Below are 21,706 nucleotides of genomic sequence, written 5' to 3'. Positions count from 1 at the left end.
CGCCCTCATCCGACTCGCCGCAAGGCGACGCAGGGCGCAAGGGGGGTGAGATATGCAGGCCAACCCGGTCGTCGCCGAGCCCGTCTCGGATGAGGAATTCGCCGCGCGGCTCGACCGCCTCGGCCCGTTCGACCGGCCTTTCCGCCTTGCCGTCGCCGTCTCGGGCGGCCCCGACAGCATGGCGCTCAGCCTCCTCGCCGCACGCTGGGTCCGGCAGAGGGGCGGCCAGATCCTGGCCCTGACCGTCGACCACCGGCTCCGCCCGGACTCGACCGCCGAAGCCGCCGCCACAGGCGCTTCCCTGACCCGCCACGACATTCCGCACCGGATCCTGACCTGGACCGATGCCCCCGCCCGGGCCTCGCAGGACCAGGCGCGTTGCGCCCGCTACGCCCTGCTGGACCGGGCTTGCCGTGAGGCCGGCATCCGCGACTTGGCTGTCGCCCATCACCGCGAGGACCAGGCCGAGACCGTGCTGCTGCGCCTGGCCAAGGGCAGCGGCGTCGACGGGCTGGCCGGCATGGCCGCCTGGCGCCCGGCGCCCTGGGGCCGGCTGCTGCGGCCGCTGCTGGACCTGCCGAAGGCCCGGCTGGTCGCCACCTGCGCCGGGTTCGGCGTGGTCCCGGCCGACGATCCCTCCAACCGCCGCAGCCGCTACGCCCGCGCCCGGCTGCGGGCCGCCCGCGAGGTGCTGGCGGCGGAAGGGCTGACCGACGACCGGCTGTTCGCCCTGGCCCGCCGCGCCGGCCAGGCCCGGGCGGCGCTGGAGCGTTTCACCGCCGAGCTGGGCGCGCGCATCGTGCGGCTGGACCCCGCCGGCTATGCCGCGATCGACCTTCCGGCCCTGCGCCAGGCGGATCCGGAGATCGCCCGCCGGCTGCTCGCCTCCGTCACCGCCTGCATCGGCGGCGGCACAGAGGCCCGCTTCGACGCGCTGGAACGGCTGGCCGGCGCGGTGCAGGGCGGTGCGCTGCTGGGTCGCACCCTCGGCCATTGCCGCCTTCGCGCGGCCGGCGACCGGCTGCTGGTGTTCCGCGAGCGCCGCCGCCTGCCCGAGGTGGCCGGCCCGCTGCCCGGCACATCCTTGCTCTGGGACGGCCGTTTCCGCATCGAAACGCCTGCGGATGCCGCGCCGGACGATCGGATCGCAGCCTGGGGCGACGCCGCGGCCGGGGAGGGGCGTCCCGAGGGCCTGCCCTTCGACGCCGCCGCGGTGCTGCCGGCGCTGTGGCGGAACGGCCGTGTGCTGCGCCGGCCGGTCATGGAAGCGACCGAAACCGGCCTGTTCCTGCGGTTCGAGCCGCTTCGGCCGCTGCTGCCGAATGGATTCCCGGTTGTTTAGAGGCGGCGCTATATTATCTACTAGCCAGCCCCCGGAGCGTTCCGGGGACCCACGACGCCGTGGCGCCGCGCAAGCGGTATGCGCGGGACATGAGGCGACCGTCCGTGAACAATTTCGGCAAGAACTTTGCGCTCTGGATCATCATCGGCCTGCTCCTCCTGGCGCTGTTCAACCTGTTTCAGAGCTCCGGCGGCCGCAGCCCGCAGGGTGAGCTGGCCTATAGCGACCTGGTGACCGCGGTCGAGAAGGGGCAGGTCCTGGACGCCAAGGTCCAGGGCAACACCGTCATCGGCCACTACAACCAGAACGGCGGCGGCGGGTCGTTCCAGACCTATGTCCCGGACGGCGCGGACATCGTCAACAAGATGATCCAGGCCGGCGTGCGCGTGCAGGCCGCCGCGCCCGAGGGGCCGAACCTGCTGCTGACGACGCTGATGTCGTGGCTGCCGATGCTGCTGCTGATCGGCGTCTGGATCTTCTTCATGCGCCAGATGCAGTCCGGCGGCGGCAAGGCCATGGGCTTCGGCAAGAGCCGCGCCCGCCTGCTGACCGAGCGCACCGGCCGCATCACCTTCGACGACGTCGCCGGCATCGACGAGGCCAAGCAGGAGCTCGAGGAGATCGTCGAGTTCCTGAAGGACCCGCAGAAGTTCCAGCGCCTGGGCGGCAAGATCCCGAAGGGCGTGCTGCTGGTCGGCCCGCCCGGCACCGGCAAGACCCTGACCGCCCGCGCGGTCGCGGGCGAGGCCAACGTGCCGTTCTTCACCATCTCGGGCTCGGATTTCGTCGAGATGTTCGTCGGCGTCGGCGCCTCCCGCGTCCGCGACATGTTCGAGCAGGGCAAGAAGAACGCCCCCTGCATCATCTTCATCGACGAGATCGACGCGGTCGGCCGCCATCGCGGCGCCGGTCTGGGCGGCGGCAACGACGAGCGCGAGCAGACGCTGAACCAGCTGCTGGTCGAGATGGACGGCTTCGAGGCGAATGAGGGCGTGATCCTGATCGCCGCGACCAACCGTCCGGACGTGCTGGATCCGGCGCTGCTGCGCCCCGGCCGCTTCGACCGCCAGGTGGTGGTGCCGAACCCGGACATCATGGGCCGCGAGAAGATCCTCAAGGTCCATATGCGCAAGGTGCCGCTGGCGCCGGATGTCGACCCGCGCGTCATCGCCCGCGGCACGCCCGGCTTCTCCGGCGCCGACCTCGCCAACCTCGTCAACGAGGCGGCGCTGCTGGCCGCCCGGCGCGGCAAGCGCGTGGTCTCCCATGCCGAGTTCGAGGAGGCCAAGGACAAGGTCATGATGGGGGCGGAGCGCCGCTCGATGGTCATGACCGACGAGGAGAAGAAGACCACCGCCTATCACGAGGCCGGCCACGCTATCGTCGGGCTGTACGTGCCCGAGCACGATCCTATCCACAAGGCGACGATCATCCCGCGCGGCCGCGCCCTCGGCATGGTGGTCAGCCTGCCGGAGAACGACCGCATCAGCTGGGCCAAGATCCAGATGGAATCCCGCCTGGCCATGACCTTCGGCGGCCGTCTGGCCGAGGAGCTGATCTTCGGGCCGGAGCGGGTGACCAGCGGCGCCGCCAGCGACATCCAGGCGGCGACCAACCTGGCCCGCGCCATGGTGACCGAATGGGGCATGTCGCCCAAGCTGGGCCGGCTGCGCTACAGCTCGAACGGCCAGGAGGTGTTCCTCGGCCATTCGGTGACCCAGACGCAGAACGTCTCGGAAGAGACCGCCAAGATCATCGACGAGGAGATGCGTCGCCTGATCGAGGAGGCCGAGACCAAGGCCCGGACCATCCTGACCGAGCATATCGACCAGCTGCATCTGCTGGCCAACGCGCTGCTCGAATACGAGACGCTGACCGGCGACGAGGTGCGGGGCCTGATCCTGCGCGGCGAGCCGATCGTGCGGCCGGAGCCGAACGACGAGCCGCCGCCGCCGAAGCGCCCGACCAGCGGCAAGCGCACCTCGGTGCCCTCGGGCGGTGCCAAGGGCATCGATCCGGAGCCGCAACCTGGTACGTAACCGGGCGGGAACCTGACCGGGTGACGACCCAGACCGACCACGGGCCGCGTTCCGACGCGGCCCGTGCCGTTTTCTTCTCCGACGATTTCGCGCCCTGGGCCGGAAAGCCCGGGGTGCGACTGTATCTGCGCCCTCCCGGCCTGGCCGACGCCGCGCCCGGCGCGCTGCCGCTCGCCGGCGGGCCGCTGTCCTTCGACCGGGTCGAGCTGATCCTGCGGCGGGAGTCCCCCTCACCCTCCCGTTCGCCAACGCGAACGGGCCCCTCCCTCTCCCCGAGGAGAGGGGAACCGTCACCTCTCCCCCGGGGAGAGGTCGGAACCGCGTCAGCGGTTCCGGGTGAGGGGGTGGCGCCGGCCTATCCGTCGTCGGAAACCGTCCGCGCGGTCGCCGATCTCTCCACGCTCCGCCGCTGGGCCGGGCGCCACGGCCTTGGCGCCGCGGTCGACGATCGGCTCGACCGGCTGAGCCGTCCGCGTCCGGCCTTCGCCGGGCTCGATCTCGACCGGCCGCGGCTGATGGGCATCGTCAACGTCACCCCCGACAGCTTCTCCGACGGCGGCGACTTCGCCGACGCCCGCCGCGCGGTCGCGCACGGCCTGGCCCTGGCCGAGGCGGGGGCCGAGATCCTCGACATCGGCGGCGAATCCACGCGGCCGGGATCCGCCCCGGTGTCGCCGGCGGAGGAGATTGCCCGGATCGAGCCGGTGATCCGTGACCTGGCCCATCGCGGCCTGACGGTATCGGTCGACACCCGCCATGCGACGGTGATGCAGGCGGCGCTGGCCGCCGGCGCCCGGATCGTCAACGACGTCACCGGCCTGACCGGCGATCCCGCCAGCCTCGGCGTCGTCGCCCGCGCCGGCTGCCCGGTGGTGCTGATGCACATCCGGGGCGAGCCGCGGACGATGCAGGAGAACCCCGTCTACGACGACGTCCTGCTCGACGTGTTCGATTGGCTGGAGGAGCGGGTCGCGGCCTGCGCGGCCGCCGGCATCCCGCCCGGCCGCATCGCGGTCGATCCCGGCATCGGCTTCGGCAAGAAATCGCTGACCCACAATCTGCCGCTTTTGCGTGGTCTCTCTCTGCTGCACGGACTCGGCTGCGCCGTGCTGCTGGGCGTGTCGCGCAAGCGCTTCATCGGCACCCTCTCCGGCGCCGCGGATCCGAAGGGGCGGGTATCGGGGTCGATCGCAGCGGGGTTGTACGGCGTGGCCCAAGGGGTGCAGATTCTGCGGGTACATGATGTCGCGGAGACGCGGCAGGCGTTGGCCGTGTGGTCGGCGCTGCAGGTGGGGACGGAGCTGGAGGCAGGGGATTAGATGACGCGCAAGCTGTTCGGGACCGACGGCATCCGCGGTCGCGCGAATGTCGAACCGATGACGGCTGAGACGGCGCTGAAGGTGGCGACGGCGGCGGCGGCGCAGTTCCGCCGCGGCGACCACCGCCACCTGGTGGTGATCGGCAAGGACACCCGCCTGTCCGGCTATCTGCTGGAGCCGGCGCTGACCGCGGGCTTCATCGGCGCGGGCATGGACGTCACCCTGGTCGGCCCGATCCCGACCCCGGCCATCGCCATGCTGACCCGGTCGCTGCGCGCCGATCTCGGGGTGATGATCTCGGCCTCGCACAACCCGTTCGAGGACAACGGCATCAAGCTGTTCGGGCCGGACGGCTACAAGCTGTCGGACGAGGTCGAGAAGGCGATCGAGGACCGCATCGCCCAGCCGACCGAGGACCAGCTGGCGCCGCCGGCCCGACTGGGCCGCGCCCGGCGGCTGGACGACGCCTCCGGCCGCTACATCGAATACGCCAAGAACACCTTCCCCAAGGGCCTCCGCCTCGACGGGCTCAAGGTGGTGGTCGACTGCGCCAACGGCGCCGCCTACAAGGTCGCCCCCGCGGTGCTGTGGGAGCTGGGGGCCGAGGTCGTGACCATCGGCGTCTCGCCGGACGGCCTCAACATCAACAAGGGCTGCGGCGCCACCGCGACCGACGTGATGCAGCAGGCGGTGGTGGCCCATGGCGCCCATCTCGGCCTGTCGCTGGACGGCGACGCCGACCGGCTGATCATGGCCGACGAGACCGGCCGGCAGATCGACGGCGACCAGCTGATGGCGATGATCGCGCGCGACTGGGCGACGGGCGACCGCCTGGCCCAGCCGGCCGTGGCCGCCACGGTGATGTCCAACCTGGGCATGGAACGGTTCCTGGACGGGCTGGGCATCAGCCTGATCCGCACCGCCGTGGGCGACCGCTACGTCGTCGAGACCATGCGCGAGCGCGGCCTGAACCTGGGCGGCGAGCAGTCCGGCCATATCGTCATGAGCGACTACGCCACCACCGGCGACGGGCTGATCGCGGCGCTGCAGGTGCTGGCGGTGATCCAGCAGTCCGGCCGGCCGTCCAGCGAGGTGTTCCGGGTGTTCGAGCCGATGCCGCAGCGGCTGCGCAGCGTGCGCTTCACTCCGGTGCCGGGCGCGCCGTCGCCGCTGGAGCAGGCGCCGGTCAAGCAGGCGATCGCCGCGGCCGAGGCCAGGCTGGGCAAGGACGGCCGGCTGTTGATCCGCAAGTCGGGGACCGAGCCGGTGATCCGGGTGATGGCCGAGGGCGAGGATGCCGGGCTGATCGAGACCCTGGTCGGCGAGATCTGCGCCACGATCGAGACCGCGGCGGCGTAACGTTTCTTCGTATCAGCACTCCGGGCGCGGCTGCTCTCGATCGCACAGGTGAGCCTGGGCGAGGAGTTCCGCTGCGCCTTTGCGTGCCTGTTCCGGCAGAGTGATCTCTCGGGAGTCAGCGACGGGAGGAACCCTCCACGCATACTGCAACTGATAAAAGCCGTATTTTCCTTCGATCATCTTGTAGATCAGGATTTCTCCTTGGCCGAAACTCTTGGTCCTACCGCATATCGCCGTCTGCATTCCGGCTGGATGCGGGCCGTCGACAAAGCGTCGCGGTGACTCTACGATCGCTTCCACAGCACATCCTGAACGCAGCCTGTCCGACGCGGTCCGGAAGAATTCATCTATATCGGAATGTGAGCTGCGGTTCAGGGCCAATAACGTGATCATGGCTGTCCATTTGTGGACGGATTCATTGTTTTTTATGTATTCCACAATGTGGAGAGAGGAATTGTAGGCCTCGTATCCAATTTTTGAATCGGTGGGAACGGTGAATTTCATATATTCTGATTTGGTGTCGAGGTTTTGCGATGATTGTTTTTTCGCATTTGTTTGGATCGAATTTTGGCAACCGAAGAGAAAAATTGTTAATATTAAAACGATTCGAATTTTCATCTTTATTCGCCTTCATTGATTTTTATTCCACGTCCTATGTGGCTCAAGCATAGAGCGCGCAAGGCTCTGGTTTGTACGCTCGGTACGGACCGATCGCCGTTACTTCGGATACGATGCCTGGAAAGCGGCTTTTGGAGGGCATGATCGATGAGATGCCGGCAAATCGGACCAAGATCCTGCCAGCGGCAGCCTTGCGCAAAATTGCGCAACCTGACCTGCGCCGGACGCTTTGCAGATAGCGATTGACGCGGACCCGCCGATCCATATGCTCGGCGGCGGGCCACGTCCCCCCACCGGGACGCTGCTATCTGGAAGGATAGACATGACTGCGAGTGCGCTCGCCCCTACGCCCGGACTCCGTCCGCGCAACCCCAATTTCTCCTCCGGTCCCTGTGCCAAGCGTCCCGGCTGGTCGCTCGAGGCGCTGCAGAACGCTGCCCTCGGCCGGTCGCATCGCGCCGGCATCGGCAAGGCCAGGCTGGCCGACGTGATCGAGCGGTCGAAGCGCGTGCTGCGCATGCCCGCCGGCTGGCGCCTGGCCATCGTGCCGGGATCGGACACCGGCGCCGTCGAGATGGCGCTGTGGACCCTGCTCGGCGCCCGCGGCGTCGACCTGCTGGCGTGGGAAAGCTTCGGCGAGGGCTGGGTCACCGACGTCGTCAAGCAGCTGAAGCTGCCGGACGTCCGCACCTTCAAGGCGCCCTATGGCGAGCTGCCGGACCTGGCGCAGGTCGATTTCGACCGCGACGTGGTCCTGACCTGGAACGGCACGACCTCCGGCGTCCGCATGCCGAGCGGCGACGCCATCCCGGCCGGTCGCCAGGGCCTGGTGATCTGCGACGCCACCTCGGCCGCCTTCGCCATGGACCTGCCCTGGGACAAGCTCGACGTCGTCACCTGGTCCTGGCAGAAGGTGCTGGGCGGGGAGGGCGCGCACGGCATGCTGGCCCTGTCGCCCCGCGCGGTGGAGCGGCTGGAATCCTACACCCCGGCCTGGCCGCTGCCGAAGGTGTTCCGCCTGACCTCCAAGGGCAAGCTGGCCGAGGGCCCGTTCAAGGGCGAGACCATCAACACCCCGTCGATGCTGTGCGTCGAGGACGCGATCGACGGTCTCGCCTGGGCCGAGGAGATCGGCGGCCTGGACAAGCTGATCGAGCGGTCGGAGGCCAACCTCGCCGCCGTCGCCGCCTGGGTCGCGCGCACGCCGTGGGTCGACTTCCTGGCCGCGGATCCGGCGGTCCGGTCCTGCACCTCGATCTGCCTGAAGATCGTCGATCCCGCGGTCACGGCGCTGGACGCCGACGCGCAGGCCGCGGTGCCGAAGAAGATCGCCTCGCTGCTGGAGAAGGAGGGCGTCGCCTTCGACATCAACGGCTATCGCGACGCGCCCCCGGGCCTGCGCATCTGGGGCGGCGCCACGATCGACACCGCCGATCTCGAGGCGCTGCTGCCCTGGCTGGACTGGGCCTTCGACCGCGCCCGGGCCGAGCTGAAGCTGGCCGCCTGATTCCTTCTCCCGTTTTTTCGTCATCGCGAGCGCAGCGAAGCGATCCAGGGCCGCACGAGCCGCCCTGGATCGCCACGCCCCTTCGGGGCTCGCGATGACGGCCGAATTCATGGAGCACACCGATGCCCAAGGTTCTCATTTCCGACAGCCTGTCCCCGGCCGCCGTCGCCATCTTCCGCGACCGCGGCGTCGAGGTCGACGTCAAGACCGACCTGAAGCCCGAGGAGCTGCGCGCGATCATCGGCCAGTATGACGGCCTCGCCATCCGCTCGGCCACCAAGGTGACCAAGGAGGTGCTGGCCGCCGCGACCAACCTCAAGGTCGTCGGCCGCGCCGGTATCGGCGTCGACAATGTCGATGTCCCGGCCGCCACCCAGCGCGGCGTGGTGGTGATGAACACGCCCTTCGGCAACTCCATCACCACCGCCGAGCACGCCATCGCCATGATGTTCGCGCTGGCCCGGCAGCTGCCGGACGCCAACGCCTCGACCCATGCCGGAAAGTGGGAGAAATCCCGCTTCATGGGCGTCGAGCTGTTCGGCAAGACGCTGGGCCTGATCGGCTGCGGCAATATCGGCTCGATCGTCGCCGACCGCGCCATCGGGCTGAAGATGAAGGTGATCGCCTACGATCCGTTCCTGTCGCCGGAGCGGGCGCTGGACCTGGGCGTGGAGAAGGTCGAGCTCGACGGGCTGTTCCAGCGCGCCGACTTCATCAGCCTGCACACGCCGCTGACCGACCAGACCCGCAACATCATCGACGCTGCGGCGATCCAGAAGATGAAGCCGGGCGTGCGCATCATCAACTGCGCCCGCGGCGGGCTGATCGTCGAGGAGGATTTGCTGGCGGCGCTGAAGTCCGGTCATGTCGCCGGCGCCGCGCTCGACGTCTTCGCGGTCGAGCCGGCGAAGGAGAGCGCCTTCTTCGGCCTGCCGAACGTGGTCTGCACCCCGCATCTCGGCGCCGCCACCACCGAGGCGCAGGAGAATGTCGCCCTGCAGGTGGCCGAGCAGATCTCGGATTTCCTGCTCTCCGGCGCCGTGACCAACGCGCTGAACATGCCGTCGGTGACGGCGGAGGAGGCGCCGAAGCTGAAGCCGTATCTCGCCCTGGTCGAGCAGCTCGGCAGCTTCGCCGGGCAGATCACCGAGACCCGGCTGAAGGCGGTCAATATCACCTATGAAGGCGACGTCGCCCAGCTCAACACCAAGCCGATCACCAGCGTGATCCTGGCCGGGCTGCTGCGGCCGCTGCTGGACAGCGTGAACATGGTGTCGGCGCCGGTGGTGGCGCGCGAATACGACATCGACGTCAGCGAGACCAAGCGCGAGACCTGCGAGGACTACCACACGCTGGTGCGGCTGACGGTAACGACGGAGCGGCAGACCCGGACCGTCGCCGGCTCGCTCTTCGCCGGCACCAAGCCGCGGATCGTCGAGGTCGAGGGCATCGCGCTGGAGGCCGAGGTGGCGCGCAACATGCTGTTCGTGCGCAACGAGGACAAGCCGGGCTTCATCGGCCGCCTCGGCACGGTGCTGGGCGACGCCAAGATCAACATCGCCAACTTCAACCTCGGCCGCCGGCCGGAGGGCGGCAGCGCGCTGGCCCTGGTCTCGGTCGACAGCCCGGTGCCGGAGGAGATCGTCAAGACCGTGCTGGGCCTGCCCAGCGTGGTCCAGGCCAAGGCGCTGAACTTCTGAAAGGAAAACCCCGGCCTCGGGCCGGGGTTTCTGTCTTGATCACTCCACCCTGCCATTACCGGGCTTGACCCGGCAATCCAGAAGATGTCGACGCTCTCTGGATGCCCGGGTCAAGCCCGGGCATGACAACAGGGGCAGGGGACAGCCTCAGAACGGCGAGTCCGGGTAGTAGAACTCCTTGGCGTTCTCCTTGGTCACCAGCGTGGCGTCCAGGATGTAGCGGCCGCGGACCGGCAGATGGTCGTAGAGGTTGGCGGCGGTCAGATCCATGGCAACGGCGACCATCGCCGGCGGGGACAGCACGTCGACGGGGGTCATCTTGTCGCCGTCCATCACCCGCTTGACCATGTCCTTCATGCCGGCGCCGCCGACCACGAACTTGATGTCGGTGCGGGTGGCCTGCTGGATCGCCCCCAGCACGCCCACGGCCATGTCGTCGTCCTGGCACCACACCGCGTCGATCTTCGGGTACTTGGCCAGGTAGTCCTGCATCACCTTGAAGGCGTCGTCGCGGCTCCAGTTGCCGAACTGCTTGTCCAGCACCTTGATGCCGCTGCCGGCGATCGCCTCGTCGAAGCCCTTGATCCGCTCCTCGTCGATCACGATCGGCAGGCCGCGGATGACCACGACGTCGCCGGTGCCCAGCGTGTCCTTGATGTACTTGCCGGCGACGCGGCCGAGCTCCGGATTGTTGCCGGCGACGTAGAGGTCCTGGATCGACTGGTCGCTCAGCGCCCGGTCGACCACGGTGACGAAGACGCCCTTGTCCTTCACCTGGCGGATCGGGTCGGTCAGCTCGTCGGAGTTGTGCGGCAGCGCCACCAGCGCGTTGATGCCCTGGGTGGTCAGGTCCTCCAGTGCATTGGCCTGGGAGGCGCCGTCCGGCGAGGTCTTGACGATCACCTTCAGCCCCGGATAGCGGGCCTCAAGCGCCTTCGCCTGCTCCTGCGCATGATAGACGACACCGCCGGTCCAGCCGTGGTCGGCGGCCGGGATCGACACGGCGATGGTCTTGTTCTCCTGCGCCTGGGCGGCGCCGAAGGCCAACAGGGCCGCGGCGGCCAGGCCAATCAATTTGAGATGCATGAATTCCTCCCCTGGAATCGAGCCCCTTGCGGACGGGCGGCTCTGCCCCGCTTACGTGCCCGGCCGGCGCAGCAGCGACCGCTGCACCAGCATGGCGATGATGATGATGGCGCCCTGCACCGCGCCGATCAGGTATTCGCTGACCAGGTTGGACAGGGTCATGATGTTGCCGACGACCTCGAGGATCAGGGCACCGCAGATCGTGCCCCAGATCCGGCCGACGCCGCCGCGCAGCGCGGTGCCGCCGACCACCACGGCGGTGATCGCCTGCAGCTCCCACAACAGCCCGGTGGTCGAGGTGGCGGAGCCGAGCCGCGGCACATAGACCAGCACCGCCACGGCGACGCAGACGCCCTGGATGACGTAGGTCAGGGTGCGGATCCGGTCGACGGCGATGCCGGAATAGCGGGCGACATCCTCGTTCGACCCGACGGCGCGGACATGGCGGCCGAAGGCGGTGCGGTACAGCACGAAGGCGCCGAGCGCGCCGACCGCCAGGATCACCAGGATCGGCACGGGCACGCCGAACACGGTGCCGAAATAGACCGGGCGGTACAGCGCCCGCAGGTCCGACGCCTTCATCGCGATCGAGCCGCCCTCGGCCAGCCAGATCAAGAGGCCGCGGAAGATGCCCATGGTGCCGAGGGTGACGATGAAGGGCTCGATCCGCCCGACCGTGGTGATCAGCCCGTTGCCCAGGCCGCACAGCGCGCCGAGCATGATCGCGGACGCCATGGCCAGCGCGATCAGGCTGACCCCGTCGCCCAGCGGCGCCGCGTTCATCAAGAGGATCATGGCGCCGGCGACGAAGCCCGACATCGACCCGACCGACAGGTCGAGCCCGCCCGCCGTGATCACGAAGGTGGCGCCGACCGCGATGATGGCGATGAAGGCGCTGCGCGTGGCGACGTTCAGCAGGTTGTCGGCGCTGAGGAAGTTCGGGTTCAGCAGGGCGCCGACGACGATCAGCACGGCCAGCGCGAAGAAGGGCGCAGCAGTGCGGATGTCGAACTTGAAGCCCCGTCCGGCGGATGTCGTGGAGGTGGTGGTGCTCATGCCTGTCCCATCGGCGCTGGCGCCGGTTCCATGGTTTTCACGCCGGTGGCGTAAGTCACGATCTCGTCTTCGGTCATCGCCTCGCCTGCGACCTCGCCGACGATGCGGCCGGACCGCATCACCAGGATGCGGTGGCACAGGCCGATCAGCTCCTGCATCTCCGAGGAGATCACGATCACCGACTTGCCCTGGGTCGCCAGCTCGGCGACAAAGCGGTAGATCTGCTGCTTGGTGCCGATGTCGATGCCCCGCGTGGGCTCGTCGATCACCACGATCTCCGGCTCCAGCAGCATCATCTTGCCGAGCAGCAGCTTCTGCTGGTTGCCGCCGGACAGCTGCCCGGCCAGCAGGTCCTTCCGGCGGGTGCGCACGTCGAAGTCGGCGATGGCCCGGTCCAACTCGGCCCACTCCTTCGCCGTGTCGATCACCGGCCCGCGGGGGAAGCGCTTCAGCGCCGCCAGGGTCAGGTTGATGCGCAGGTCCTGGGCCAGCAGCAGGCCTTTGCCCTTGCGGTCCTCGCTGAGATAGACGATGCCGGCCGCCATGCTGTCGCGCACCGTGGCGAAGCGCACCGGCCGGCCGTCGCGCCGGACCTCGCCATGGGCCGTGCGCAGCCCCAGCACGCCCTCCAGCAACTCGGTCCGGCCGGCGCCGACCAGCCCGGCGAAGCCCAGGATCTCGCCGCGCCGCAGGGTGAAGGACGCATCCTCGGCATGGCGCGGCACGGTCATGCCCCGGACCTCCAGCACCGGATCGCCGGCGGGCGCGTCGGTGCGCGGCGGGTAGAGATTGGCCATGTCGCGGCCGACCATCATCCGAGCCATGTCGAGCGGCTCCAGCCCCGCGGCGGGCCGGGTGCCGACCAGCCTTCCGTCGCGCAGCACCGTGACCCGGTCGGCGATCGCCTTCACCTCCGGCAGACGGTGCGAGACGTAGAGCACGCCCACGCCTTTGGCGCGGATGTCGTGGATGACCTGGAGCAGCGCGTCGGTCTCGTGCGTCGTCAGCGACGCCGTCGGCTCGTCGAAGATCACCACGCTGTGCGGCACCAGGAGCGCCCGGGCGATCTGCACCAGCTGGCGCTGGGCGATCGACAGCTGGGCGACGATGGCTGCCGGGTCGATCTCCGCCCCCAGCGACCGCACCGCTTCGGCCGCGCGGGCGTTCATGGCGCGGTCGTCGACCGCCAGTCCGCGCCGCAGCTCGCGGCCCAGGAACAGGTTCTCGGCGACGGTCAGGTGCGGCGCCAGCAGGATCTCCTGATGCACCAGCACGATGCCGTGCCGCTCGGCGTCGACCGGGCCGGCGAAGCGGATCGGCGCGCCGTTCATGCTGATGGCGCCGGCGGTCGGCGCCAGATGGCCGGCCAGGATCTTCATCAGCGTCGACTTGCCGGCGCCGTTCTCGCCGATCACGGCGTGGACCTCGCCCGGCTGCAGGTCGAAGCCGACCTCCTGCAGCACGGCCACGGTGCCGAAGGTCTTGCGGAGGCCCTGGACGGACAGCACCGGCCCGGACGTCGCAGGGGAGGGGGCGGCGGTCATGGCATGTTGTCCCGGATGAAGATGTCGATCCGGATCCGCTCCTGGTCCGGCACGATCGGCGCGCCCTCGCGCAGGGCCAGCAGCACGCGGATGCTGCTGCGCGCCATGTGGCCGGCATCCTGGTTGATGACGGCGTCGATGGTGCCGCGGATCAGGTGGCGGCGGGGGAATTCGGTCAGCTCGTGGCCGATGAAGACGACGTCGCGGGCGCGGCCGGTCGCCTCCAGCGCCGCGACCACGCCCTGCTGGCCGCCGCCGACATTGTAGAGGCCGACCAGGTCGGGGTTCTCGTCCAGCAGGGTGCGGGCGGCGGCCTCGACCCGGCCGGGATCGTCCCGCGCCTCGCGCAGCGGCAGCACCTCAAGCTGGGGGTATTCGCGGGCGATGACCTGCTCGAAGCCGAACTGCCGCTCGATATGGTCGCGCAGCTGCAAGGAGCCCGCGATCAGCCCGACCTTGCCGCGGCGGGAACCGAGAAAGCGGCCCAGCAGGCTGGCGGCGGTGCGGCCGGCGGCATGGTTGTCGAGGCCGACATAGTGGCGCCGCTTCGCGCTCGGCAGGTCGGAGACCAGCGTCACGACCTGGGTGCCGCGGGCGGCCAGGGCGTTCAGCGCCTCGGCCACCGCCGGATGGTCCAGCGCCACCACGGCGACGCCGTCCAGCCCCGCCGGCAGCCTTTCCAGCGCCTCGGCCAGGGCGTCGCCGTCGAAGACGTCGACCTGCAGCACGTCGATCGCCACCCGCTCGGCCTCGTAGCGGCGGGCGAGGGTGCGGAACTCCCGCTCCAGATTGTCCATGAAGTCGTTGGTGCCGGCCGGCAGGATCGCGGTGAAGCGGAAATCGCGCGCCCGCGACAGGCGCGAGGCCAGCCGGTCCGGCTCGTATTGCAGCCGTTCGACCGCCGCCTTCACGCGGTCGACCATGCGCGCATGGATGCCGGCGCGTCCGTTCAGCACGCGATCGACGGTCGCGACGCTGACGCCGGCTTCCCGTGCGACGTCTTGCAGCGTCGTCCTGGCCACGGAAGCCCCTCCCTCGATTGAAGGGATATCATCAAAATTTGATGAAGGGAAATCAAACCGGATCGGCAACACCCGGCACGCTCGCTGACCCGGCTCGGACTATCGGTTCACAGGACGAAGTCGGCGGCCACCAGAGAGTGTTTCCCCTGCAGCTCGATCTGGAAATCCGAGACGCCGTCGCCATCGACGTCGCCGCCGATCACCGTCTTCTCGCCCGAGACGGTGTAGCGAAGCTGCCCGGCCTGATCGGTGTAGGCGGCGGTGCCGATGAAGGTGAAGGCCTGGTTGTCGGTGACGCGGCTGTTCGCATCGATCGTCGACAGGTCGATCCTGTCCGCCTGGACATGGCTGAAATCCGTGATCAGGTCGCGGCCCGAGGCCGGGCTGGTGGCCACGGAGGCATAGAAGAAACGGTCGGCGCCGGCGCCGCCGGTCAGCGTGTCGCGGCCCATTCCGCCGGTCAGGACATTGGCGACGTCATTGCCGGCCAGCGTGTCCGCGAAGCCGCTGCCGGTCAGGTTCTCGATCGACGTGTAGACGTCGCCTGTGGCGGTGCCGGCCGATCCGACGCCGGCCGTGAGGTTGGCGATCACGCGGACGGTGCTGTCGGCGTAGATGGCGGTATCGGCGCCCTCTCCGCCGTCGAGGCGATCGGCGCCTGCCCGGCCCATGAGGGTGTCGTTGCCGCTTCCGCCCGTCAGGACGTTGACACCGCTGGTTCCGGACAGCTTATCCGAGACGCTGGTGCCGATCGCGTTCTCGACCGAAAAATAGACGTCACCATCGTAGAGGCCGGTGCCGTAGCGCCCCCATACGGTCCGCTCCAGGTCGATGATCGCTCCTCCGGTTTGGGCGCTTCCGATGGAATAGTCGACGGTGTCGATGCCTGCGCCGCCGTCGAAGTGTTCGGCGCCCAGATTGGCCTTTATGATATCGTTGCCGGCGCCGCCGAACAGGTCGGCGTGAGGATCCAGCCACTCGCCGTCGTGTTCGCCACTGATCAGGACGTCATCGCCGGCTCCGCCGCCCAACGAGTAATATCGGTCCTCGCCAGCTGTCAGGGTATCGGCAAAATTGCTGCCGACGACATGGACAATAGCGTTGAAGGAGTTGTCTTGATTGTTGAAGGTGTCGCCTTCCGCGGTGCCGCCCGAAGCGGTTCCCGTGGCGAGATTGACAGCCACGCCAACGAGGCTGTCGACGTAGCTGACGGTTCCGTTGGTGAAGTGATCGGCGCCGGCGCCGCCGATGAGAAGATCGGTGCCGTCGCGGCCGTCGAGATTGTTGGCGCCGCTGTCGCCGATCAGCGTGTCGTCGAAATCGCTGCCGAAGACAGTCTCGATCGAAGCATAGGCATCGCCCTCGGCAGTGCCGCCCGACCCGGTCCCGGTCAGGTCGACGGTCACCCCGACCGCGCTGTCGTCATAGGAGATGGTATCGCTGCCGGTACCTCCGTCGAGATGATCCGCACCCGCACCGCCGCTCAATCTGTCATCGCCGGCGCCGCCCGCCAGGGCATCGGCGCCGGCATCGCCGGTTACGGTATCGTTCGCGGCCCCGCCCCGCAGCGTATCGTCGCCATCCCCGCCGGTGATGTTCGTGACGCCGGCACCGGCGATGACGATGTCGTTGCCGTTCTCGCCGGAGAGGATGCCGTACGTGTTGCCGCCGGTCAGCCTGTCATCGTGATCGCTGCCGACGATGTTCTCGATCGAGAAGAAGGTGTCGCCATAGGCCGTGCCGGTCGTGCCGACCCCGGTCGTCAGGTTGACGGTCACCCCCACCGTGCTGTCGGTGTAGACGGCCGTGTCGTAGTCATTGCCGCCGATGAGATAATCGGCCCCGGCTCCGCCGGTCAGCATCCCGCCGCCGTCGCCGGCTTCGAGAATGTCGGCTCCGGCTCCGCCCTCGAGGATGTCCTGGCCATCCCCGCCGGAAAGAACATTCGCGCCGTCGTCCCCGGTCAGGGTGTCGGCGAAATCGCCGCCGACGATGTTCTCGATCGAGACGTAGGTGTCTCCTTCGGCCGAGCCGCCTGATCCGGTTCTGGTGATCAGGCTGACAATCACCGCGGCCGTGCTGTCCGCATATCTCGCCGTATCCTTCCCGGCACCACCGTTGAGATGATCGGCACCGGCGCCGCCGGTGAAGCTGTTGTCCGCACCGTTGCCGGTCAGGTTGTCGGCAAAGGCGCTGCCGACCAGGTTTTCGACCGAGGTGTAGGTGTCGCCGGTGGCCGTGCCGGTCGATCCGGTCCCGGCCAGGCTGGTGGTCACTCCGACGGCGCTGTCGTCGTAATAGGCCGTGTCGATGCCGGCGCCGCCGTCGAGATGATCGGCGCCGGCGCCACCGCGCAGCACATCGTCTCCCTCCAGGCCGTTGAGGGTGTCGCTGCCGCCGAAGCCGAAGATCTCGTCGGGGCCGCCGGTGCCGTCGAGCACGTCGTCGCCAGGGGTGCCGAAGATCGACATGACGGATCCCTTGAAGCCTGTGTTGCCGATTTGACGTTGGCGACAAAAGGTGGCCAAATTCAGCCGACGTCTCCTGTCTTGATACCACCTTCTTTGGGCCGGGCGCAGCGGCGGCCGGCCGACGCAGAGCTACCGCCGCACCAGGCACCCGCGCAGGAAGATTTCCACTGCCTCGTCGACCCGGCGGTCGATCTCCGCCGGCGTCGGCAGTGGGGCGACGCCGAGCGTGGCGGCGCGCAGCGGCTCGGCGATCGTCATCGAGACCAGCATCCGGGCCGTCTCCATGGCGTCGCCGAAGCGCAGCACGCCGTGGCGGCGCTGTGTCTCCAGCCACGCCGCGAGCGCCTCGGCGTTGCGCACCGGGCCGGCCTGGTAGAAGGCCTTCGCCATCTCCGGGAAGCGCAGCGACTCGGCGTAGACCAGCCGGTTCAGCGCCACCGTCTCCTCCGACAGCACCAGCCGCGCCAGCTCCTGCAGGAACTGATGCAGGGCCCGCTCCATGCCTTCCGGATCGGCGCCGGCGTCGTGCCCGATCGGCGAGCGCAGCGCTTCCGACCGGGTGTCGATCACCGCCTCCAGCAGATGCTCCTTGGTGTCGACGAAGCGGTAGATCGTCTTCTTCGACACGCCGGCCGCCTGGGCCACCGCCTCCATGCTGGTGGCGCCGAAGCCCTGCGCCAGGAAGATCCGGGTCGCCGCCGCCAGGATCAGGCGCCTGGTCTCCTCGTCGCTCCGCAGCTGCGGCCGCCCCCGCGGCCGTTTCGGCGTTTCCTGCATGTCTGGCCCCTCGGTCGCGCATTTGCGCAATTCGCTTCCCTCTCCCATCTTCTGACGGAAACCGTCAAGTTTCCTAAATCGCCTCGACGATCCGCCGCCCTCGAAGACGGCCGGCGCCCCGGCGGTTTCCGCTTTGGAGGGCAAAAGTCATGACGCATCAGGTTCAGCCGGCCCAGCTCCGCACCGCGCCGGCGCCGGAGGCCAGCGAGACCGCGGCCACGCCCGCGGCGCCGCGACGCCGTCTCGGGCGCCGGCTCCTGCTGCTGCCGCTCGGGGTCGTCGTCCTGGCCGGCGCCGCATGGTTCGGCTGGAACTGGTGGACCGTCGGGCGGTTCCAGGAATCGACCGACGACGCCTATGTGAAGGCCGACTCGACCACGATCGCGCCGAAGGTCTCCGGCTACATCGCCGAGGTCCTGGTCCAGGACAACCAGGCGGTGACGGCGGGCCAGCCCCTGGCCCGGATCGACGACCGCGACTATGCCGTGGCGCTGGACCAGGCCAAGGCCAATGTCCTCGCCGCCCAGGCCGATATCGCCGACGCCGAGGCCGCGATCCAGCAGCAGGCGGCGGCGATCGACCAGGCCCGCGCCACCGTCGGGGTGGACCAGGCGTCGGTCACCTTCGCCCAGCAGCAATACGACCGCTACATCGCCCTGGCCCGGACCGGCAACGGCAGCGTCCAGCAGGCCCAGCAGGTCACCTCCAATCTGCAGTCGGCGACCGCGACGCTGCAGCGCGACCAGGCGGCGGTGACCGCGGCGGAGAAGCAGCTCGACGTGCTGCGCGCCCAGCTGGAGAAGGCGAAGGCCGCGCTCGCGGCCGACCAGGCGGCGCAGCGCCAGGCCGAGCTGAACCTCGGCTACACCACCATCACCGCGCCGGTGGCCGGCACGATCGGCAACCGCAGCCTGCGGGTCGGCCAGTACGTCCAGGCCGGCACCCAGCTGATGGCGGTGGTGCCATTGGCCGAGACCTACGTCGTCGCCAACTTCAAGGAGACGCAGCTGACCGACGTGCATCCGGGCCAGCCGGTCGACATCGCGGTCGACATGTTCCCGGATGCCGACATCCACGGCCGTGTCGACAGCCTGTCGCCGGCCAGCGGCCAGGAATTCGCCCTGCTGCCGCCGGACAACGCCACCGGCAACTTCACCAAGATCGTGCAGCGCATCCCGGTGAAGATCGTGCTCGAGCGCGACGACCCGCTGGCGGGCCAACTGCGCCCCGGCATGTCGGTGATCGCGACGATCGATACCAAGCAGGACGCCGCCGCGCACTGAGTGCGGCGGAGCCCCGGCCCGGAGGGCCCAGCCCATGTCTTCCGCAAGCATAACTGCCGGCGCCCAGCCGACCAGTCCCGGCGACCGCGCCAGCCTGACCACCTGGATTTCGGTGTTCTCCGGCCTGCTCGGCGCCTTCATGGCGGTGCTGAACATCCAGATCACCAACGCCTCGCTGCCGCAGATCGAAGGCGGTATCGGCACCGGCGTCGACAACGGCGCGTGGATCTCGACCTCCTACCTGATCGGCGAGATCATCGTCATCCCGCTGACCGCCTATCTCAGCCAGGTCTTCTCCTTCCGCCGCTTCCTGCTGGTCAACACCACGCTGTTCCTGGTGTTCTCGGTGGCCTGCGCCTTCGCCACCAGCCTGGACGAGATGATCCTGCTGCGCGGCATCCAGGGCTTCACCGGCGGCGTGCTGATCCCGATGGCCTTCACCCTGGTGATGACCAGGCTGCCGCTGTCGCAGCGGCCGATGGGCATGGCGCTGTTCGCCATCACCGCCACCTTCGCGCCGGCGATCGGCCCGACAATCGGCGGCTGGCTGACCGACAATTACGGCTGGCAGTACATCTTCTACATCAACCTGGTGCCGGGCGCCTTCATGCTGGCCGGGCTGGCCGCGACGCTGGAGCGCGAACCGATGCGGCTTTCCCTCCTGAAGGAGGGAGACTGGTTCGGCATCGGCACCATGGCGATCGGCCTGGCGGCGCTGCAGACGGTGCTGGAGGAGGGCAACAAGGACGACTGGTTCGGCTCTCCCTTCATCGTCCGCCTGACCGTGATCGCCGCCGTCTTCCTGTCGCTGTTCATCTGGATCGAGCTGACGGTGAAGAAGCCGGCGGTCGATCTGCGCCTGCTGACGCGGTGGAACTTCGGCTTCGGCACGCTGGCGAACATCTTCCTGGGCTTCGCCCTCTACGGCAGCGCCTATCTGCTGCCGCAGTACCTGGCCCAGGTGCAGGGCTACGACTCGGAGCAGATCGGCATGGTGGTGGCCTGGACCGGCTTGCCGCAGCTGCTGATCATCCCGCTGGTGCCGATGCTGATGGGGCGGTTGGACGCGCGCTGGCTGGTGGCCGGCGGGCTGCTGGTCTTCGCCGCCAGCTGCTTCATGAACACCCACATGTCGCTGGTCTATGGCGGCGACCAGCTGTTCGCGCCCAACATCGTCCGCGCCATCGGCCAGGCGGTGGTGATGGCGCCGCTGTCGGCCATCGCCATGGCCGGCATCGCCCGGCACGAATCCGCGGCGGCCTCGGGCCTGTTCAACATGCTGCGCAACCTCGGCGGCGCCTTCGGCACGGCGCTCCTGGGCACCATCGTGACCAAGCGCGAGCAGTACCACTCGAACATCATCGGCCAGTCGGTGACGCTGTTCCGGGAGGAGACGCGCGCCCGGATCGACCAGCTGACCCAGTACTTCCTGTCGAGCGGCGTGTCCGACCCGGCCACCGCCAAGCACCAGGCGGTGATCGCCATCGGCAAGACCGTCAGGGCGCAGTCGCTGGTGATGGGCTTCAGCGACACCTTCGCCGTGCTGGGCGTGATCCTGCTGGCCTCCGCCGCCTGTGTCTTCATCATGAGGAAGGGCGCGGCCGGCGGGGGCGGTGGGGCACATTGACCCCGCATCCGGCCGCCGGACCGAGCCGGCGGCCGGGCAGGGCGATCAGTTCACCAGCTTGCGGTACAGGTGCCAGGTGGCGTGGCCGAGCACCGGCATGACCACGATCAGCCCGACGAACAGCGGCAGCGACCCGACCACCAAGCCGGCGGCGACGATCAGGCCCCAGGCGGCCATCGGGATCGGGTTGGCGGCCACGGCCCGGACCGAGGTCCAGATCGCGGTGTCGGCGCCGACGTCGCGGTCGAGCAGCAGCGGGAACGACACCACGCCGATCGCCATCGCCGCCACGGCGAAGACGAGGCCGACGCCGCAGCCGACCACGATCAGGGTCCAGCCGGCGGTGGTGCCGAACACCTCGCCGAGGAAGGTGCCGAGCGAGGCCGGCTCATCCGGGCCGAGGGTCGCGTTGTAGATCACCTGGGCCATCACCATCCACAGCACGAAGATCGCCGCCAGGATGGCGCCGACCGTGAGGATGACGCCGAAGCGGGGCGTGCGCAGCACGCCGAAGGCGGCGCCCCAGCTGGACGGCTGGCCCATCTCGCGCCGCCGGCTCATCTCGTAGAGGCCGATCGCGGCGAAGGGGCCGATCAGGGCGAAGCCCGAAGCCAGCGGGAACAGGAGCGGGATCATGTCCTGCCCGACCATGGCCCGGGCCAGCACCAGCCCGACCACCGGATAGATCAGGCAGAGATACAGCACGTCGGTGCGGTAGTGGCCGAAATCCTCGAAGCCCTTGGCCAGGGCCTCGCGCAGGTCCCGCAGGCCGATGCGGTGCACCGCCGGGGCCAGGGCGTTGAGGTTCTCATCGGCGTGGAACACGGTGCGGCCGCCGGTGCGCAGGGCGTGGCTGCCGAATTTGAGCTGGTCCGCTCCCCACTCCAGGGGGTTTCGGATGGTCATGTCCGTTCCTCCCGAACTTCTGTTCGAGGGGGTTCGCTCGACCGTGGCAG

Annotated in this window: 16 protein-coding genes; 8 read left to right on the top strand and 8 right to left on the bottom strand. The window is 69.0% G+C overall.

The window, feature by feature from the left end; translation table 11 throughout:
- Nucleotides 1-52: 52 nt before the first annotated feature.
- The 4 genes from tilS (at nt 53) to glmM (ending at nt 6,059) form a co-directional block, all read left to right on the top strand.
- The gene (gene tilS / locus LG391_RS04420; protein WP_225766771.1) at nt 53-1,342 is read left to right on the top strand and encodes a tRNA lysidine(34) synthetase TilS; all 1,290 of its coding nucleotides are present in this window, start codon (nt 53-55) and stop codon (nt 1,340-1,342) included.
- An 89-nt stretch (nt 1,343-1,431) separates the two neighbouring features.
- The gene (gene ftsH, locus LG391_RS04415) at nt 1,432-3,381 is read left to right on the top strand and encodes an ATP-dependent zinc metalloprotease FtsH (RefSeq protein ID WP_225766769.1); all 1,950 of its coding nucleotides are present in this window, start codon (nt 1,432-1,434) and stop codon (nt 3,379-3,381) included.
- A 344-nt stretch (nt 3,382-3,725) separates the two neighbouring features.
- The gene (gene folP, locus LG391_RS04410) at nt 3,726-4,700 is read left to right on the top strand and encodes a dihydropteroate synthase (protein ID WP_225766766.1); all 975 of its coding nucleotides are present in this window, start codon (nt 3,726-3,728) and stop codon (nt 4,698-4,700) included.
- Nucleotides 4,701-6,059, top strand: a complete 1,359-nt coding sequence (glmM, locus tag LG391_RS04405) for a phosphoglucosamine mutase (RefSeq protein ID WP_225766764.1) — start codon at nt 4,701-4,703, stop codon at nt 6,057-6,059.
- Between the two features lie 12 nt (nt 6,060-6,071).
- On the opposite strand, the gene LG391_RS04400 is transcribed toward glmM, so the two are convergent.
- The gene (locus LG391_RS04400) at nt 6,072-6,677 is read right to left on the bottom strand and encodes a hypothetical protein (protein WP_225766762.1); all 606 of its coding nucleotides are present in this window, start codon (nt 6,675-6,677) and stop codon (nt 6,072-6,074) included.
- 322 nt (nt 6,678-6,999) lie between these two features.
- Here LG391_RS04400 and LG391_RS04395 point away from each other — a divergent pair, with 322 nt between their 5' ends.
- On the top strand, nt 7,000-8,184 hold the full coding sequence (locus LG391_RS04395; protein ID WP_225766760.1) for a phosphoserine transaminase: 1,185 nt from the start codon (nt 7,000-7,002) through the stop codon (nt 8,182-8,184).
- Nucleotides 8,185-8,306: 122 nt separating this feature from the next.
- Nucleotides 8,307-9,884 (top strand): phosphoglycerate dehydrogenase, encoded by a 1,578-nt coding sequence (gene serA / locus LG391_RS04390; protein ID WP_225766758.1) that lies wholly within the window; start codon nt 8,307-8,309, stop codon nt 9,882-9,884.
- Between the two features lie 147 nt (nt 9,885-10,031).
- Here serA and LG391_RS04385 read toward each other — a convergent pair whose 3' ends face one another.
- The 6 genes from LG391_RS04385 to LG391_RS04360 all read right to left on the bottom strand — a co-directional run bounded on the left by LG391_RS04385 (nt 10,032) and on the right by LG391_RS04360 (nt 17,840).
- Complete coding sequence (locus tag LG391_RS04385) at nt 10,032-10,970, bottom strand: ABC transporter substrate-binding protein (protein ID WP_225766756.1); 939 nt, start codon at nt 10,968-10,970, stop codon at nt 10,032-10,034.
- A 51-nt stretch (nt 10,971-11,021) separates the two neighbouring features.
- On the bottom strand, nt 11,022-12,026 hold the full coding sequence (locus LG391_RS04380; RefSeq protein ID WP_225766754.1) for an ABC transporter permease: 1,005 nt from the start codon (nt 12,024-12,026) through the stop codon (nt 11,022-11,024).
- The gene (locus tag LG391_RS04375) at nt 12,023-13,570 is read right to left on the bottom strand and encodes a sugar ABC transporter ATP-binding protein (protein ID WP_225766752.1); all 1,548 of its coding nucleotides are present in this window, start codon (nt 13,568-13,570) and stop codon (nt 12,023-12,025) included. Before LG391_RS04375 ends, LG391_RS04380 begins: the two co-directional genes overlap by 4 nt.
- Entirely contained in the window at nt 13,567-14,592 is a 1,026-nt protein-coding gene (locus LG391_RS04370) for a LacI family DNA-binding transcriptional regulator (protein ID WP_225766750.1), read from the bottom strand. Before LG391_RS04370 ends, LG391_RS04375 begins: the two co-directional genes overlap by 4 nt.
- 107 nt (nt 14,593-14,699) lie before the next feature.
- Nucleotides 14,700-17,063 carry a calcium-binding protein gene (locus LG391_RS04365; RefSeq protein WP_225766748.1) on the bottom strand — a complete coding sequence of 788 codons (2,364 nt, stop codon included), beginning with the start codon at nt 17,061-17,063 and terminating at the stop codon, nt 14,700-14,702.
- A gap of 129 nt (nt 17,064-17,192) precedes the next feature.
- A complete protein-coding gene (locus tag LG391_RS04360; protein ID WP_225766746.1) occupies nt 17,193-17,840 on the bottom strand; it encodes a TetR/AcrR family transcriptional regulator in 648 nt (215 codons plus the stop codon).
- A 149-nt stretch (nt 17,841-17,989) separates the two neighbouring features.
- Here LG391_RS04360 and LG391_RS04355 point away from each other — a divergent pair, with 149 nt between their 5' ends.
- Both LG391_RS04355 and LG391_RS04350 read left to right on the top strand, forming a co-directional pair.
- Entirely contained in the window at nt 17,990-19,123 is a 1,134-nt protein-coding gene (locus LG391_RS04355; RefSeq protein WP_225766744.1) for an HlyD family secretion protein, read from the top strand.
- Nucleotides 19,124-19,157: 34 nt separating this feature from the next.
- Complete coding sequence (locus LG391_RS04350) at nt 19,158-20,750, top strand: MDR family MFS transporter (protein WP_225766742.1); 1,593 nt, start codon at nt 19,158-19,160, stop codon at nt 20,748-20,750.
- Nucleotides 20,751-20,795: 45 nt separating this feature from the next.
- Here LG391_RS04350 and LG391_RS04345 read toward each other — a convergent pair whose 3' ends face one another.
- On the bottom strand, nt 20,796-21,656 hold the full coding sequence (locus tag LG391_RS04345) for a DUF2189 domain-containing protein (protein WP_225766740.1): 861 nt from the start codon (nt 21,654-21,656) through the stop codon (nt 20,796-20,798).
- Nucleotides 21,657-21,706 lie beyond the last annotated feature (50 nt).

The organism is Inquilinus sp. Marseille-Q2685, from assembly GCF_916619195.1.
Lineage (GTDB): Bacteria > Pseudomonadota > Alphaproteobacteria > DSM-16000 > Inquilinaceae > Inquilinus.
The sequence above is the reverse complement of the archived record's forward strand: the minus strand, read 5'-3'. Positions and strand labels throughout refer to the sequence as shown.

Bases quoted from the DNA above. Each gene is read 5' to 3' on its own strand.
- LG391_RS04350 (WP_225766742.1), top strand. From the start codon at position 19,158: ATGTCTTCCGCAAGCATAACTGCCGGCGCCCAGCCGACCAGTCCCGGC.
- LG391_RS04345 (WP_225766740.1), bottom strand. From the start codon at position 21,656: ATGACCATCCGAAACCCCCTGGAGTGGGGAGCGGACCAGCTCAAATTC.
- LG391_RS04380 (WP_225766754.1), bottom strand. From the start codon at position 12,026: ATGAGCACCACCACCTCCACGACATCCGCCGGACGGGGCTTCAAGTTC.
- LG391_RS04395 (WP_225766760.1), top strand. From the start codon at position 7,000: ATGACTGCGAGTGCGCTCGCCCCTACGCCCGGACTCCGTCCGCGCAAC.
- LG391_RS04355 (WP_225766744.1), top strand. From the start codon at position 17,990: ATGACGCATCAGGTTCAGCCGGCCCAGCTCCGCACCGCGCCGGCGCCG.
- glmM (WP_225766764.1), top strand. From the start codon at position 4,701: ATGACGCGCAAGCTGTTCGGGACCGACGGCATCCGCGGTCGCGCGAAT.
- LG391_RS04400 (WP_225766762.1), bottom strand. From the start codon at position 6,677: ATGAAAATTCGAATCGTTTTAATATTAACAATTTTTCTCTTCGGTTGC.
- LG391_RS04365 (WP_225766748.1), bottom strand. From the start codon at position 17,063: ATGTCGATCTTCGGCACCCCTGGCGACGACGTGCTCGACGGCACCGGC.
- LG391_RS04385 (WP_225766756.1), bottom strand. From the start codon at position 10,970: ATGCATCTCAAATTGATTGGCCTGGCCGCCGCGGCCCTGTTGGCCTTC.
- LG391_RS04360 (WP_225766746.1), bottom strand. From the start codon at position 17,840: ATGCAGGAAACGCCGAAACGGCCGCGGGGGCGGCCGCAGCTGCGGAGC.
- serA (WP_225766758.1), top strand. From the start codon at position 8,307: ATGCCCAAGGTTCTCATTTCCGACAGCCTGTCCCCGGCCGCCGTCGCC.
- LG391_RS04375 (WP_225766752.1), bottom strand. From the start codon at position 13,570: ATGACCGCCGCCCCCTCCCCTGCGACGTCCGGGCCGGTGCTGTCCGTC.
- tilS (WP_225766771.1), top strand. From the start codon at position 53: ATGCAGGCCAACCCGGTCGTCGCCGAGCCCGTCTCGGATGAGGAATTC.
- ftsH (WP_225766769.1), top strand. From the start codon at position 1,432: ATGAGGCGACCGTCCGTGAACAATTTCGGCAAGAACTTTGCGCTCTGG.